The sequence below is a fragment of the Anaerorhabdus sp. genome (assembly GCF_036657415.1).
GTDB lineage: Bacteria > Bacillota_I > Bacilli_A > Erysipelotrichales > Erysipelotrichaceae > Anaerorhabdus.
This window is the reverse complement of sequence record NZ_JAVXGL010000043.1, coordinates 1-16,090: the sequence shown is the minus strand read 5'-3', so window position 1 is coordinate 16,090 and position 16,090 is coordinate 1. Positions and strand designations below refer to the sequence as shown.

At 31.2% G+C, this 16,090-nt stretch carries 15 protein-coding genes; 12 read left to right on the top strand and 3 right to left on the bottom strand.

The genetic code is table 11. From position 1 onward, the window contains the following. The first annotated feature begins 211 nt into the window (after window positions 1–211). The 12 genes from RSB60_RS07300 (at window position 212) to RSB60_RS07245 (ending at window position 13,137) form a co-directional block, all read left to right on the top strand. On the top strand, window positions 212–1,063 hold the full coding sequence (locus tag RSB60_RS07300; protein WP_332615456.1) for a GGDEF domain-containing protein: 852 nt from the start codon (window positions 212–214) through the stop codon (window positions 1,061–1,063). A gap of 631 nt (window positions 1,064–1,694) precedes the next feature. Beyond that, window positions 1,695–3,053 carry an FAD-dependent oxidoreductase gene (locus RSB60_RS07295; protein ID WP_323382080.1) on the top strand — a complete coding sequence of 453 codons (1,359 nt, stop codon included), beginning with the start codon at window positions 1,695–1,697 and terminating at the stop codon, window positions 3,051–3,053. Between the two features lie 39 nt (window positions 3,054–3,092). Beyond that, on the top strand, window positions 3,093–3,248 hold the full coding sequence (locus tag RSB60_RS07290; RefSeq protein ID WP_332615453.1) for an Rrf2 family transcriptional regulator: 156 nt from the start codon (window positions 3,093–3,095) through the stop codon (window positions 3,246–3,248). 48 nt (window positions 3,249–3,296) lie between these two features. After that, entirely contained in the window at window positions 3,297–3,503 is a 207-nt protein-coding gene (locus tag RSB60_RS07285; RefSeq protein ID WP_332615451.1) for a hypothetical protein, read from the top strand. A gap of 167 nt (window positions 3,504–3,670) precedes the next feature. Further along, window positions 3,671–5,338, top strand: a complete 1,668-nt coding sequence (locus RSB60_RS07280; protein WP_332615449.1) for a sensor histidine kinase — start codon at window positions 3,671–3,673, stop codon at window positions 5,336–5,338. Between the two features lie 2 nt (window positions 5,339–5,340). Further along, the gene (locus RSB60_RS07275) at window positions 5,341–6,120 is read left to right on the top strand and encodes a response regulator transcription factor (RefSeq protein ID WP_323382076.1); all 780 of its coding nucleotides are present in this window, start codon (window positions 5,341–5,343) and stop codon (window positions 6,118–6,120) included. A 97-nt stretch (window positions 6,121–6,217) separates the two neighbouring features. Beyond that, window positions 6,218–7,261, top strand: a complete 1,044-nt coding sequence (locus RSB60_RS07270; RefSeq protein ID WP_332615447.1) for an ABC transporter substrate-binding protein — start codon at window positions 6,218–6,220, stop codon at window positions 7,259–7,261. An 18-nt stretch (window positions 7,262–7,279) separates the two neighbouring features. After that, on the top strand, window positions 7,280–8,386 hold the full coding sequence (locus tag RSB60_RS07265; protein ID WP_323382074.1) for an ABC transporter ATP-binding protein: 1,107 nt from the start codon (window positions 7,280–7,282) through the stop codon (window positions 8,384–8,386). After that, on the top strand, window positions 8,376–10,028 hold the full coding sequence (locus RSB60_RS07260) for an ABC transporter permease (RefSeq protein WP_332615445.1): 1,653 nt from the start codon (window positions 8,376–8,378) through the stop codon (window positions 10,026–10,028). The genes RSB60_RS07265 and RSB60_RS07260 overlap by 11 nt, the downstream gene beginning before the upstream one ends. A gap of 185 nt (window positions 10,029–10,213) precedes the next feature. Next, window positions 10,214–10,603: a DUF2177 family protein gene (locus RSB60_RS07255; RefSeq protein WP_332615443.1), complete on the top strand. Its 390-nt coding sequence runs from the start codon at window positions 10,214–10,216 to the stop codon at window positions 10,601–10,603. Between the two features lies 1 nt (window position 10,604). Beyond that, entirely contained in the window at window positions 10,605–12,362 is a 1,758-nt protein-coding gene (locus RSB60_RS07250) for a DegV family protein (RefSeq protein ID WP_332615441.1), read from the top strand. Between the two features lie 10 nt (window positions 12,363–12,372). Beyond that, window positions 12,373–13,137: a DUF1295 domain-containing protein gene (locus RSB60_RS07245; RefSeq protein ID WP_332615440.1), complete on the top strand. Its 765-nt coding sequence runs from the start codon at window positions 12,373–12,375 to the stop codon at window positions 13,135–13,137. A 40-nt stretch (window positions 13,138–13,177) separates the two neighbouring features. Here RSB60_RS07245 and RSB60_RS07240 read toward each other — a convergent pair whose 3' ends face one another. From RSB60_RS07240 to RSB60_RS07230, 3 genes are all read right to left on the bottom strand, one after another. Next, window positions 13,178–14,458 (bottom strand): ABC transporter permease, encoded by a 1,281-nt coding sequence (locus RSB60_RS07240; RefSeq protein ID WP_332615439.1) that lies wholly within the window; start codon window positions 14,456–14,458, stop codon window positions 13,178–13,180. Next, window positions 14,442–15,161 carry an ABC transporter ATP-binding protein gene (locus tag RSB60_RS07235; RefSeq protein WP_323382067.1) on the bottom strand — a complete coding sequence of 240 codons (720 nt, stop codon included), beginning with the start codon at window positions 15,159–15,161 and terminating at the stop codon, window positions 14,442–14,444. The genes RSB60_RS07240 and RSB60_RS07235 overlap by 17 nt, the downstream gene beginning before the upstream one ends. Then, window positions 15,158–16,090 (bottom strand): efflux RND transporter periplasmic adaptor subunit (locus RSB60_RS07230; protein WP_332615437.1); only part of this gene is annotated, 933 nt, incomplete at its 5' end. The genes RSB60_RS07230 and RSB60_RS07235, both read right to left, overlap by 4 nt.

Sequence of the window (16,090 nt, the reverse complement as noted above, 5' to 3'; positions counted from 1 at the left end):
TTTGTTTCTACTTTGGTAGAAAATGGCATGAAGTCGAAGACGAAGAAGTTGAAGAACAAAATTAGATATTTAGCAAAATAATGGAGATTTATGTAAATGTGAAGAGTTAATTACTCTTCACATTTACTAGTATATTAATCATTTAATGATTTTAGACAAAATATTAAAAAGTCTAAATAACTTTATTGCAAGAAAAATATAGGAGGGGGACATGATTTTTACAAAAGAAGAGTTAAGAATATTTATCACAGAACAGAATCGGATTTTTGATATTGTTCGATTAGTAGATGTTTCAATGACTAGACAATACACGATTGACAATAATGGGGAATTTATTGAAGCTCCCTATGAATGCTACAATGTGTGGAATAAAAAGAAAAGATGTGATTGTTGTATTTCATCTAAAGTGCTTTTGTCAAAAAAACAATTCACAAAATTTGAATTTATTGGTGATGATATTTACTTTGTAATTGCTTTGTATGTAGAAGTAGAAGGAAATGAATATTCAGTTGAGTTGGTAGCTAAGTTTACAGATGAGACTCTCTTTGCTGCATACGGAAAGGAAGAATTTGCCCGTACGATTCAGTCGTATAACAATAAGATATATAGAGATTCATTGACCAATGCATATAATCGTAGATATTTTGAAGAACAATTGAAGCACTTGCGAGGTATAAATGCAATTGTTGTTTTAGACCTAGATGATTTCAAAAAAATTAATGATACATATGGTCACATTGCGGGAGATGAAGTTTTAAAAGAAGTGGTAAAAGTCTGTGATAATAACATACGTTCAGTAGATGTAATAGTTAGGTGGGGTGGAGATGAGTTTGTTTTATTATTCTTAGAAATCCCAGAAAAAATTGTTCAAAATAAATTAGAAATAATTCGCAAATCAATCAATGATATTTATTTTGATAATTATCCAAATTTAAAAGTTTTTGTAAGTATGGGTTGTGTAGTAACAGAACATGCAACAGATTCTTTTGAAGAGGCTGATCAAGCACTCTATGAAGGTAAGCAGAAGGGTAATTCGATTGTAATTAAGAAAGTTGACTCATGAAGTTAAATCTATCGGAACTGCATTTATAGAAAATGAACTAAGTAGAGAATCAATTATATAAAATTGAAGAAGTAAGAAAGATTAGAAAATATAGTTATTTCTATGATTTAGACTTAGTTATCCCACGGAGATATAGAGTTTAATTGAAAATAAGTCTATTACTTGGATAAAGGCAATAAATTTACTGAAAGAGTATAGTGTATTCTGAAGGTTATTTTCTATGGTATAGTGATTTAAGCAGACATGATAGAGATTATTAAATAATTTTCTTTTGATGGATGCGGAGATTTTTGTGGTAATAATTCTTCAGTCAACAGTTCTACGCTGATGAACCTTAAGAGAGAAAATTCTCTCTTTTTTTAAAGGACTCAGAGGTACGTATTATACCTATAATGATTACTAAAGCGTTAATTAAATTTAAATAAAAACTTAAGAATATCAAAAATCGCTGAACTGTTTGAAATGAGATAGATTTACTTATCTTATGATAATATAGTAATTAATTTGAAATTACTTCTTACATCTTTAATTTTGAAATGCATCTTACTTGCCGATGACAAACTATCGCGGGATAATTATATTATAAACTGTAACTATTATGATTACAGTTAAGAAGGATAGAGGGACTATTATGAAAAATGCAAATTATGATGCGGTTATTATTGGTTTTGGCAAAGGTGGCAAAACACTAGCAGGGAATTTAGCTAAGGCAGGAAAGCAAGTAGCTTTAATTGAAAAGGATAAAGGAATGTATGGAGGAACATGTATAAATGTGGGGTGCATCCCTTCAAAATCTTTAATTCATAGTGCTTCTCAAATACATAATTCTATTGAATTTAAAGATAGTTTAATAGAATATAAAAATGCTGTCGAAGAAAAAAGAGAATTAACGATAATGCTGCGTAAGAAGAATTATGACAAATTAGCATCACTTCCAAATGTAACAATCTATGATGGTTTAGCTAGATTTATAGGCCCTTTAGAGATTGAAGTAATTATGAATGAAGAAACAGTAAAGCTTACAGGTAAGCAAATATTTATTAATACTGGATCAATTTCTAGAGTTCCAGTAATTGAAGGAATTGATAAAGTAAAAGGTGTCTATACGAGTTCTGAGTTAATGGACCTAGATACATTGCCAAATAAGTTAACAATCATTGGTGGAGGATATATAGGATTAGAATTTGCGTCATTATATAGTCGGTTTGGTAGTAAAGTTACCGTAATTCAAGATGGACCAAACTTCTTACCAAAAGAAGATGAAGATATTGCTATGGAAATCAAATCAATTCTTGAAAATCAAGGTATTCAATTTTTCTTAAATGCAAAAATTCAAAAGCTAATTGATGGACCGACAGTTGTGTTTGAAAAAGATAGTGTAATTCACGAATTGGAAAGTGATGCTGTACTAGTTGCAACAGGTCGCATACCCAATACAAATGATTTGAATTGTGAAGCAGCGGGAGTGGAACTAACATCAAGAGGAGCTATCAAAGTAGACGAACAGTTAAAAACTACGGCTGAAAATATTTGGGCTATGGGTGATGTAACAGGTGGAGCTCAACATACATATATTTCATTAGATGACTCACGAATCGTATGGGGACAACTATCAAATACACAAACTCATACTACTGCAGCTAGGAATAATATTCCCTACAGTGTATTCATTGCAACACCCTATTCACGTGTTGGAATGAATGAAAAAGAAGCTCGTGATGCTGGTTTAAATATTAAGGTTGCTAAACTCCCAGTGGCTGCAATTCCTAAAGCACAAGTTTTGAAAGCACCGGCAGGTTTATTAAAGGCAATCATTAATGCAGATACAAATAAGATTCTAGGCATAATGTTGCTAGGAGAAGAATCCTATGAAACAATTAATATAGTTAAACTTGCAATGGACTTAGATGCTGATTACACAATATTAAGGGATCAAATATTCACACATCCTACGATGAGTGAGGCACTTAATGATCTCTTCTCAATATAACTAATTTTAGTGTGAAAATGAACATAGAGAGGTGTAAAAATGAATAGTGATTTAGTTGTTGGAATCCATGCAATGGTTTTTCTTCATCATAAAAAAGGAACAATATCAAGTGAAAGCTTAGCGGATAATATATGTACGAATCCAGCACGTGTACGGCGAGTAATGGCAAAACTAAAAAAAGCAGGAATCATATAAACTCGTGAAGGCAGAACAGATGGTGGATATTATTGTAAAGAGAACAAAGTGACTTTGGGAGATATTGGCAAAGCACTAGAAGTAAATTTTTCAGATTTCTCATGGCATAGTGGTGATAGTGAAAAATCATGCCTAATCTCATCAGGAATGGCAGGTTATATGGATAATCTTCGTAATGAAATTAATAAAAAATGTATGGATTACTTAGAAAGTATTATGATTGAAGATGTAGAAAAAAATTTATTAAATAAATAGAGATTAAGACAAGGGTGCTTTTGCAACTTGTCTATTTTTATTTAACCATTTGATAATATGCTATATATTTAGTAGAGATATATGACAAATGATTGAAGTGAAAAGGATTCGATAGATAACTTTAATTTCATGAAAATGAAAATTTTCTTTTGTGTTATAATCAAATCATGAATAATAAAAATCGTTTCCAAGAAAAATTAAGAAAACAAATTCTGAAGATTACCTTTATTATTGTTTTTGTTGCGCTTGTAATATTTTATGTTTCTGCAGCGTTATATGATGGTTTTAATAGTAAACGAAAACTCTCATTAAGCAATGAATTAATACAGGAACAATTTATGGAAATGATATACCAATGTGATCGTAGTTTTTTAGAAATGTCACAAAATAAAGATATACTTAATTTTTTCACGAGTAAAAATAAAGAATCTGCAGTTTATCAAGAATTATATACTGTAAATCAAAATACAAATCTAAAATATAACTTAGTCTTATTCGATCATGAAGGTGAAATGATTTTTACAAGCTTTAAAGGTATTGAGTTTGATGCGGTGAATAAAAGTTATCAAAAACTAGTGATTAGGGATTGTAATGCTAGTAAAGAAAGTATAGTTTTAAGTTATAATGCAACAATACAAGGTTCAGCTAATGAATTCACAGTTATTGCAGATAAAATAGACGAAGTGGGTTATGCTCTGTATTATGTTAAGGATGTAGATTTATTAGGAGCAATTGAAAGAAAACCAGCAGATCATTTCATGATTATAGACAGTCATAATCAAGTGTTGGTGGCAAGCGACTCTCAATTAATATCTAAAATGAATCGTAGTGCAATTGATTTATCAGAAAATGAAATCAAAATTAATAATCTATTTTACTCGAAACAAAGTATAGAAATCTATCCGGGTATTGAATTAGTGAGTTTCTTATATAAAGATTCAATTATTAATAATAAAAGTCTAATTCTCATCATGATTCTCGTTGCCGCATTTCTAGCGGTTGTCCTAAATTATTATTCTAGAAGAATATCGGCAAATACTTCGAATTCCTTAAATATTCTTTTAGATGAAATGGATAAAATTAAAAAAGGTAATTTAGAGGAGTTAAACGTCCATACAAATGATGAATTTGAAATCATTGCGGAAGAAACAAATGAGATGATTCGTGAGATTAAACAGTTGGGAAAACGCAATGAACAATTGGTTGATTTGAGAAGACAAATTGAAATCAAACAATTAGAATCGCAATTTAATCCGCATTTTTTATACAATACACTTGAAACAATTCGTTATACGATGCTTATGAATCAACAAGCTGCAAGTGATTTAATACTTAAGCTAACCAAAATACTTCGTTATAGTATCTCAGATAGTTCTGATAAAGTGACATTCATTGAGGATTTGGAATATATTCAAAGTTTCTTAGAAATTATGAAATTTCGTTTTCAAGAACGTTTTGAATACTTGGTTAAAATTGATGAGAAATGTTATCATCGTGTTATTCCTAAACTCATCGTCCAACCTTTAATTGAAAATAGTATTCGACACAATTATAAAGATAAGAAAAACTTAACAGTATGGTTAACAGCTGATATTGAAGATAATTTAATGATTATAGAGGTCGAAGACAATGGTGATGGCATGAGTGAGGAAGAATTACTAGAAATAAGAAAAGTCATAGCGATTGATGGTAAAATGACGGGGAATCATATAGGACTTTCAAATGTTGCGAAAAGACTATATTTACTATATGGTAATAAAACGAGGATAGAAATTTCCTCAAGAAAAGGGATAGGTACAAAAGTTAGTATTATAATTGAGTTAGGGGATGAATAATTATGTACAAAGTGTTTATTGCAGAAGATGAAGCACTTATTCGTAAAGGCTTAATTTACTCAATTAAGTGGGATGAATTAAACTGTAATGTTGTTGCGGAGGCTGGTGATGGCAAAGAAGGTGTTGAAAAAATAAGAGAATTTAGACCTGATATTGTCATTGCGGATATTAATATGCCGATTCTTAATGGAATTGATATGATTAAAGAAACAGTTGAAGAAATAGCATATAGTGCAATTATTATCTCTGGTTATAATGAGTTTGATTATGCGAAACAAGCAATAAAGTATGGGGTAAGCGAATACTTGTTGAAACCAGTTGATCATAATGAATTAATTGAAGCAATTTACCGTGCCATTCAACAAATTGATATGAAAAGATCATATCAAGCACAAATGTCTAAAAAAGATAGTGTAATTCAAAATAAAGTAATTGATAATGAGCAACTTCAAGTAACAAACAAATCCGTGGTAGTTGCGCGGATGATTGAGTATATTAAGGAAAATTATATGAATAAAATTGTCATGTTTGACTTAGTAGAAGAATTAGAATGTAGTGCTACATTATTAAATAATAAGTTTAAGAATGAGACGGGTACAACATTTAATGATTTCTTAAATCGTTATCGTATTTTAAAAGCAGTAGAGTTAATAAAAGAGAAAAAATATCCACTTTATAAGATTGCGGAAGATACAGGTTTCAAGAATTATAAATATTTTAATATTGTTTTTAACAAATATATTGGATGTTCAGCTAAAGACTTTGAACAGGCTTCTTTATAAGAAACCTGTTTTTTTACGGACAAATGTGTAGGATTTTGGTATATGAAAGCGTTTCCATACTTTTTATAATTAGGATAAAGAAACAAGGAGGGAATCTATGAAAAAGTTTCTATCATTAGTACTTATGGCAGCAATGGCTTTATCACTTGGTGCATGTGCAAGTAAGCCAGCAGAAGCAACAGCAACAGCAACAGAAGGAGGAGCAGCAAGTAGCGATAAATTAGTTGTATATTCTCCAAACAGTGAAGGTTTGATGAATTCTGTTATCCCTTTATTTGAAAAGACATATGGCGTTAAAGTTGAAGTAATTCAAGCTGGAACAGGTGAATTAATTAAACGTATTCAATCAGAAAAAGACGATCCTTATGCAGATGTAATGTTTGGTGGAGCTCATTCACAATACATCTCTAATCCTGATTTATGGGAACCTTATGTATCTCCAGCAGACAGTACATTACCTGAATCATATCAAAACAAGTCAGGTTTTACGACAAGTTACGTTCTTGATGGAAGTGTATTAATCGTCAATAAAGATTTAATCGGCGACATTAAAATTGAAAGTTATGAAGATTTATTAAACCCAGCATTAAAAGGGAAGATTGCAATGGGTGATCCAGCAACTTCATCAAGTGCATTTGCACAATTAACAAACATCTTATTAGCTATGGGTGGTTATGAATCTGAAGAAGCTTGGGATTATGTAGGAAAATTGATTCAACAACTTGATGGTAAGGTAGCATCAGGATCAAGCGCAGTTTATAAGTCTGTAGCTGATGGTGAAATGATTGTTGGTTTATCTTATGAAGATCCTTGTGCACAATTAGTACGCGATGGAGCTAATGTTGAATTAGTATATCCAAAAGAAGGAGCAGTATATTTACCAGCTACATCAGGAATTATTAAAGGTGCTAAGAATATGGATAATGCTCAAAAGTTTATCGACTTCTTATTAACTCCTGAAGTTCAAGATATTTTTGGAACTACATTAACAAATCGTCCAGTTCTTGCAGAAGCAAAAACTGCAGATTATATGACACCAATTGCATCAATCACATGTATTGATGAAGATCGTGAATGGGTCAATAGTCATAAAGATGAATTGAGTGCAAAATATACTGATTTATTTGCATCATTACAATAAGAGATAGGAGACTTCAAGATGAGCGTAAATATTAAAATTAAAGATGCTGTTAAAAAATACGGCCAAAATACGGTCATCTCGGGCCTTTCATTGGACATTAGGGAGGGTGAATTATTCACCCTCCTTGGTCCATCTGGGTGCGGGAAAACCACACTTTTACGGATGATTGCTGGATTTAATAGTATTGAAGGTGGGGATTTTTATTTTGGAGATACGCGTATCAATGACATGGATCCAGGCAAACGTAATATTGGGATGGTCTTCCAAAACTATGCAATCTTTCCACATCTAAGTGTTAAAGAAAATGTAGCATTTGGTTTAAAAAATAGAAAATATTCAAAAGAAAAAATTGAGACTGATACAGAACATTTCCTAAAATTAATGCAAATTGACTCTTATAAAGATAGAATGCCTGAAAAGTTATCTGGTGGTCAACAACAACGTGTCGCTCTCGCAAGAGCACTTGTCATTAAACCAGATGTTCTACTAATGGATGAACCTTTAAGTAATCTAGATGCAAAACTACGTGTTGAAATGCGTACAGTCATTAAAGATATACAAAATGAAGTTGGTATTACTACAGTTTATGTTACACATGACCAAGAAGAAGCCATGGCAATTTCTGATCGAATCGCTGTAATGAAAGATGGATTTATTCAGCATATTGGCTCGCCCAAAGATTTATATCATCGCCCAAGTAATTTATTTGTGGCAACGTTTATTGGACGTACGAATATACTTGAAGCAACAATTAAAATAAAAAATGATAAACCAACATTACAATTAACTGAAAATTATGAAATAACAATTGATACACTTCGTCCAGAATATACAAAAGATATGAATGTAAAAGCATCGATTCGTCCAGAAGAGTTTGTAATTAGTGATAATGGAACTGGATTGGATGCAATTATTGATTCAAGTATATTTTTGGGATTAAATACACATTATTTTGTGCATCTTGTTGATAATAATGAAAGAGTCGAAGTAATTCAAGAATCTTCAATTGATGGAATACTTGCCCCAAAATCACATATCAAGTTAAACGTTAAAAAAGAAAAGATAAATATCTTTACTGAAGATGGTACGGAAAACTTAGTGGTTGGTGTTCGTGATGAAAAATAATCATAAATTTAAGTTTGATATTTGGGGTATTTTCACTTTGGCGATTCTAGGTTTTTATCTTTTGTTCCTTGTTTTACCATTAGGCACTGTTTTATATCAAGCTGTTATCAATAAAGAAACAGGAGCATTGACATTTAACTACTTTATAAAGTTTTTTAGTAAACCGTATTATTCTAGTACTTTATGGAATAGTTTCAAAGTAAGTTTTTGTACAACTGTATTAGCGATTGCGATAGGTGCACCATTAGCTTATTTCTTTACGATGTTTAAAATTAAAGGTAAAAAATTTCTACAAATTCTCATTATTTTAGCTAGTATGTCAGCTCCATTTATCGGAGCTTACTCATGGATTTTATTGCTAGGGAGAAATGGTGTAGTTACAAATTTCTTTAAAGGTATAGGAATTGCTGTTCCACCTATTTATGGATTTGCGGGAATTTTACTTGTATTAGTTTGTCAATTATTTCCTCTTATCTTTTTATACATTCAAGGTGCATTAAAGAACGTTGATAATTCATTGATTGAAGCTAGTGAAAATATGGGCTGCAGTGGTTGGCGATTATTCTTGAAAGTTATTGTACCACTTGTATTACCAACGATGCTTGCAGGCGGACTACTTGTATTTATGCGTGCATTATCTGACTTTGGTACACCGATGTTGATTGGCGAAGGATATCGAACTTTTCCAGTTTTAATTTTCAATGAGTTCATGAGTGAAGTAAGTGGAGATGATGGTTTTGCTTCTGCAATTGCAATTGTTGCAATTTTGGTTACAGCTTTTATTTTCTTAATCCAAAAATTTGCAAGTAATCGTTTCTCATTCACAATGAATGCAATGCACACAATAGAAGAAAAACAATTAAAAGGAACGAGCAATATTTTAGTGCACTTATATTCTTATCTTGTTATAGGAATTGCAATTGTACCACAGTGTTATGTAATTTATACATCGTTCAAGAATACCAAAGGATTATTGTTTACAGAGGGGTATTCACTGATGAGTTATAAATCAGCATTTGAAAGAATGGGTAACACAATTATTAATACATTTAAAATTCCTGGAATTTCATTAATATTAATTGTATTATTTGCGGTTTTAATTGCTTATCTTGTAGTAAGAAGAAGAAATAGTCTTACGAATACGGTAGATATAATGAGTATGATTCCATATATTATTCCAGGATCAGTTGTAGGGATTGCATTTGGTATCACATTTAGAAATAAGTTTTTCTCAATTGGGGGATTAGCGCTTATGGTAATTGCCTTAATTGTAAGACGTTTACCTTATACGATTCGTTCAAGTGTTGCGGTTCTTCAACAGATTCCGATGTCTATAGAAGAAGCAAGTATTTCACTCGGTGCAAGTAAGTTAAAAACATTTTTCAAAATTACTGTACCTATGATGGCTGGAGGAATAATTTCAGGAGCTATACTGAGTTGGGTAACACTGATAAGCGAATTATCAACAGCTATTATCTTATATACAACGAAAACGAAAACATTGACTATTTCTATCTATACAGAAGTATTACGTGGTAATTATGGTATAGCGGCAGCACTGAGTACGGTTTTGACAGTTTTAACTGTTATTTCACTGTTAGCATTTATGAAGATATCGAATGGAAAAGATATTACAATGTAGTTATACAGCATTTAACATAATTTATACTAATAACCCATCTATTCATAAGAGTAGATGGGTTTTATGATTGTACGGAGTCTTAATGTTAAGGTAAATAATAGGTGTAATGCAAAGTCATAAGCGTATTCATTGATTTGTAGATATGAAAAATTATAATTAAATTAAAGGATAAAAGGAATGAATATATGACAAATGTATTAAAAAATATTGGGATTACGTTATTGATTTTTATTGTTATCGATGGAATTTGGTTATTTTTGATGAGAAATTTTTATTCAAAGCAATTGGGAGAATTGATGACAACTAATGTGAAGTGGTTAAGTGCTTTAATTTTCTATGTTTTATTTGTGATTGCGTTGTACTATTTTGTTATTAATCCAGCATTAATCAGTGGTGATATTAAGGTATTGGTAATATCTGCGGTCTTATTTGGTCTTGTAACATATGGCACATACGACTTAACAAACTATGCAACACTTAATAATTGGCCATTAACAATAACTATAATTGATTTATGCTGGGGATTATTTGTATCTACGGCAGTGGCCTTAATTAGTTTCTTTATATTAAAGTAATATGAAAAATAATACTATAACAGGCCATGATTTTTACCAATTATTTAAATCAGGAGTAAATGAAGTATCAAAAAATAAAGATTTATTAAATAAAATAAATGTTTTTCCAGTTGCGGATGGTGATACTGGAACGAATCTTCAATATACACTTCAATCAGCAGTAGAATATGCAACAATTAGTACTTCTATAACTGAGACATTGATGAGTATAAGTCAAAATGCAATCAATTATGCTAGAGGGAATTCAGGGATTATATTCTCGGAGTTCATTCATGGATTAGCTATTTTTAGTCATGAACAAGAAATGAGTGTAAATGATTTTATTGGAACTGTTAGTAGTTCTTCAAAACGTTTATACGAAATTGTGAAAAATCCAGCTGAAGGAACAATACTAACAGTAATTCGTAAATGGGCAAACTTCTTGGAAAATAATCAATTAAATTCGTTCAGCGAATTATTTGAAGTTTCATTACCTATCATTAAGAAAAGTGTCAATGAAACAACGAACGAATTGAAAGATTTAAAGAAACACAAAGTTCCAGATTCAGGAGCTTTAGGATTCTATTTATTCATAGAAGGTATTAAGAACAGCATGTATGATACAAAAAATAATGCTACTAATGAATGGAAAAAGTATGAAGATATAGAGATAGTAGAAGAAGACTTTGATGGAATGTATCGCTACTGTACACAATTCTTTGTGAAAAATATAAATATAGATATAAATAATTTGATTAATGAATTAGGAAGTGATGGAAATTCTATTGCCTATTCTGGTGATAAAGACTTTTTGAATCTTCATTTACATACGAATGAACCATGGCAAATAAGTAAAGTTTTGGCACGATACGGACATATTGTAAATTCAAAAGTTGATGATATGTGGATTCAAAATAATTATCGAAAAACTAAAGGTAAAATTGGTATTCTTACAGACAGTGTTGCGGATATAAGTAAAGAAATTTTGGATAGTCATGAAATACATATGATTTCAATGAATTTGCTTGTAGATATGAATAGTTATCTAGATAAAAAAACAATTATATTAGATGATTTTTTAGAACTAATTGATAAGTCTTCACAATTTCCAGTAAGTTCTCAACCAAATGACCAACAAATTAGATATGAACTTATGCACTATCTAGATTTCTATGAAAAAATAATCATATTATCTGTCTCTTCAAAACTTAGTGGAACATATCAGGGATTCATGCGATTCTTAGACAAAAATCCAGAATTTAAAGAGAATGTGTATTTGATTGATAGTTTCTTGAATTCAGGTGGGCAAGGATTATTGGTAAAACAAGCAGCAGCAATTTGTAAGCGTGATTTGGCAATTGAAGAGATTATTAAGCTTATAGAACAAGAAAGAGAAAATATTAAAACATTTGTTGTACTAAATACATTTGAAAATCTTTCTCGAAGTGGAAGAATTAATGCGAAAATTGCATCACTTGCAAATCGTTTTAAAATGAAAGCAATTCTTTCTTTAGATAAAGAAGGAAATGGAAAAGCCTATGGATTTTCATTGAGTTCAAAAAGTGTTGAAAGCAAAGTAATTAAAAAAGTGAAGTCATTAGCAAAGGATAAGGAAATACAAGAGTATGTGTTGTTCTATTCAAGTGATAATGATGAATATAAAAAGTTTAAGAAAAAAATGGAAATGTTAATTGGAAAAGATCCTACTTATTGCGTGGAAATTTCATCAGCAACTGCGCTACACGTAGGTAAAAATTCTTTTGCGATAGCACTTCGTTAGAGGGAAAAATATGTCAGTTTATATGTTTTCATTTATTGTAATAAGTATTTATTTTTTAATGTTCTTTTTTGCGGGAACATGGTTAAAGAATAATTCAATTGTTGATATTGGTTGGGGAGTAGGTTTTATTTTTCTAAATACGGTGTTATTAGTAAGTTCAAATAATATCAATTCAATAACAGTTATCTTTAGTTTGTTGTTAAGTATTTGGGGATTACGGCTATTTACTCATATTTACTCTAGAAACCGTGGTAAACCAGAAGATTTTCGGTATGCTGCTTGGCGAAAGGAATGGGGAAAATGGGTAGTAGTTCGCTCACTTTTTCAAATCTATTTATTGCAAGCAGTTTTCATGTGGATTGTTTCCTTGCCGATTCAAACACTTTATCAAGGAGTAAGTAAACTACATTGGTCATTAATTGTTGGGGTGGGATTATGGTTAATTGGATTTATATTTGAAAGTGTATCAGATAGTCAACTAAAAGCATTTATAATGATTCCTGAAAATAAAGGAAAAGTAATTGAAAGTGGATTATGGAAATATAGTCGACATCCTAATTATTTTGGAGAAGCTGTTATCTGGTGGGGACTAGCAACAATAAGTTTTAGTGCAACAATGAATTATATAAGTTTCATTGGAGCGGCGTTTATAACATTTTCATTATTATTTATTTCAGGAGTACCATTAATTGAAAAAAGAAATGCGACAAAAGCAGGTTATCAAGAATATAAGAAAAGGACATCTGTTTTTATTCCTTGGTTTCCTAAAAAATAGAAAAGAATGAGTTTGCTCATTCTTTTTTATGTGTCAAATTTTATTCATAACGAAGAGCATCAATTGGATCCATCTTTGCAGCTTTGTTTGCAGGATAGTAGCCAAAGAAAATGCCAATGCTCATACTGAAGATTACTGAAATAAAACAAGCTTCAACACTAGTCTTAGCAGGATATCCAAGAATACTAGAACCAATGGATCCAAGTGCGATTCCCATAAGGATACCAAGTATACCACCAATCATACAAATGACAATAGCTTCTACAATGAATTGTAACCGAATATTCCAATTTGTGGCGCCTAGTGCTTTGCGTGTTCCAATTTCTCTTGTGCGCTCTGTGATTGAAACAAGCATAATATTCATAACGCCAATGCCACCAACTAGCAAACTAATTGCTGCAATAGCAGCAATAGCTAATGTTATTGTTGACATCATACTTGTCATAGATTCTAACATGCTTTCCATATTGGATGCACTTACAGTGTAAGAATCATTTCTTGTGTAATAGCTTTGAAAAAATGAAGTTGTTTCATTGAGAAATGTTGTGTTATCTATATCTGAGTTGGAAACAACAGTGAAATTACTATATCCTTTTTGCGAGTTACTATATTTTTTGGCAGTGGTAATTGGTATATAACAATCCGTTGTTATTGATGAAGTGTCAGAATAAACCATACCACTATCATCATATTCATATATCCCTGCAATGGTAAAAGATTTCGTAAATCCATTTATTGATAATTCAATTGTTTGACCAATTGCATTTGTAATATTTCCAAATATTGATTCAGCAAATGTGTCAGAGATAATACAGTTTAATTTACTTTCATCAAGATCACTTTGATTAATGAAACGTCCAGTTAATAAATTAATATTATTTACAGCTTGATATTCAGTATTTGTACCAAGTATATTCACCGTTGCAGTCGTTTGATTCTTAGAAACAGTAGTTGAACCTAATTGTGAAGATAGTGAAATTGCAGAAATTTCATCTTGAAAAGCTGCTCTATATTCATCAATCATACTTGTTGAAATAAGATCACTTTCTTCGTAAGCTGCTTTTGAAAACATTCTTACAGAAGACATACCATTTGAAGATGATTGAGTGGTACTATTTTTTTCTACAAGTGAAACATTTATGTTATTGATACCAAAAGATGACATGGAATCGGTTATTGATGTAGTCATAGAATTACCCAATGTGACAATTGCAACAACAGCACCAATTCCGATTATAATACCAAGCATTGTAAGTAATGCACGCATTTTATTGGAATGTAAACTTTGTAGAGAAAGAAGTATATTATCCCAAATATTCATAATATTCTTTTCCTTTTCGATCACTAATTATTTTGCCATCTTTTAACGTTATGATTCGATCTGTTTCTTTCGCAAGTTCTTGTGAGTGTGTAATTAATACAATAGTAATTCCTTGTTCTTGGTGTAGCTTGTGGAATAAATCCATAATGGTTCTTGATGTTTGTGAATCTAGGGCACCAGTGGGTTCATCAGCTAGCAATAAAGAAGGGTTATTACTAATTGCACGAGCGATTGCAACACGTTGTTTTTGTCCGCCAGATAATTCATTAGGCTGATGTTTCATTCTATCTTTCATACCGACAAGAGTTAATAGTTCTTTAGCGCGTTTGGAACTTTCTTTTTTACTCATACCTGCATATAACATAGGCAATTGAACATTTTTTAATGCAGACATTTTTCCAATAAGATTAAATGTTTGAAAAATAAATCCAACTTTTTGACAACGTATATGAGAGATATCTTGATCTTTGACTTTTGATATTTTTATTTCATCCAAAATATATTCACCTTCAGTGGGTCTATCTAATATTCCAATAATATTCATAAGGGTAGATTTTCCTGAACCTGATTCTCCCACAATAGACACAAACTCACCAGGATAGATACTTAAGTCGATACCATGAAGTATTTCGAGTTCATTTGGTTTTCCAATAAAATAACGTTTGATTATTTTTTCTAAATGAATAATAGGAGATTGACTCATTGACGTGGACCTCCAGGCTGACCCTCAGGCATTGCGCCTCCTGCAGAATCAGTAATTGTAAAGGATCCACCCATACCACCTTTATCTTGAATGTTTGTTTGTTGATTGTTTGTTACCGTGGCTTCCTCTTCGTTCGCGCTAGCACGAACAACCATTCCCTCACTTAAATTACTTCCAGAGATTTCGGCGTAATAATCTGTTTTTTCACCAACAGTTACCGCAGTTTCAATGAATTCACCGGTATCATTTCTTACATAAATAATTGATGTACCATCTTCTTTTGTTTCTATCGCATCCAAGGGTACGGTGAATACATCATTAACACTTGAAATGAGAATTTCTACTTTAGCACTCATTCCAATAAGAAGTGATGAATTACTTGAAGTCACATCGATTTCTACTTGGAATCCACTAGAGGTTCCTTGTGAACCAGCAGTTGCAACAGGGGATATTTGTGAAACGATGCCGGTCAATTCTTCATCAACTGCATCACTTGTAATACGTGCGGTTAATCCTTCTTTAATTTTTTGAATGTCATATTCATCAACAGATACAACAATTTTTAATGAATTTGTATTTTGTATTGTAGCAACTGAACCATTTACTTTGCTTCCAACAGTTGCATTTAATGATGTTACTTTTCCAGAACTTTTGGCAGTTAAAGTACAGTCTTCTAGCTGTTCATATAAATCTTCAAGTTCAGAAGAAGACGTAGATGAATTATTCAATGACTTATATGTCTCTGAAACCTTTGCATCAGCAGAACTAAATGTTTCTTGATATTTAGTAAGTTGAGCATTTGCAGAATCAAGATTATTTTTCGCAGTTGTCATTGCGGTGTATAAATTTTGATAGTTAGAATTTGCTTTTGCATTTTCAAGATTTTGTTTGGCAGTATCATAATTGTTTTTAGCGTTATCATAGTTTTG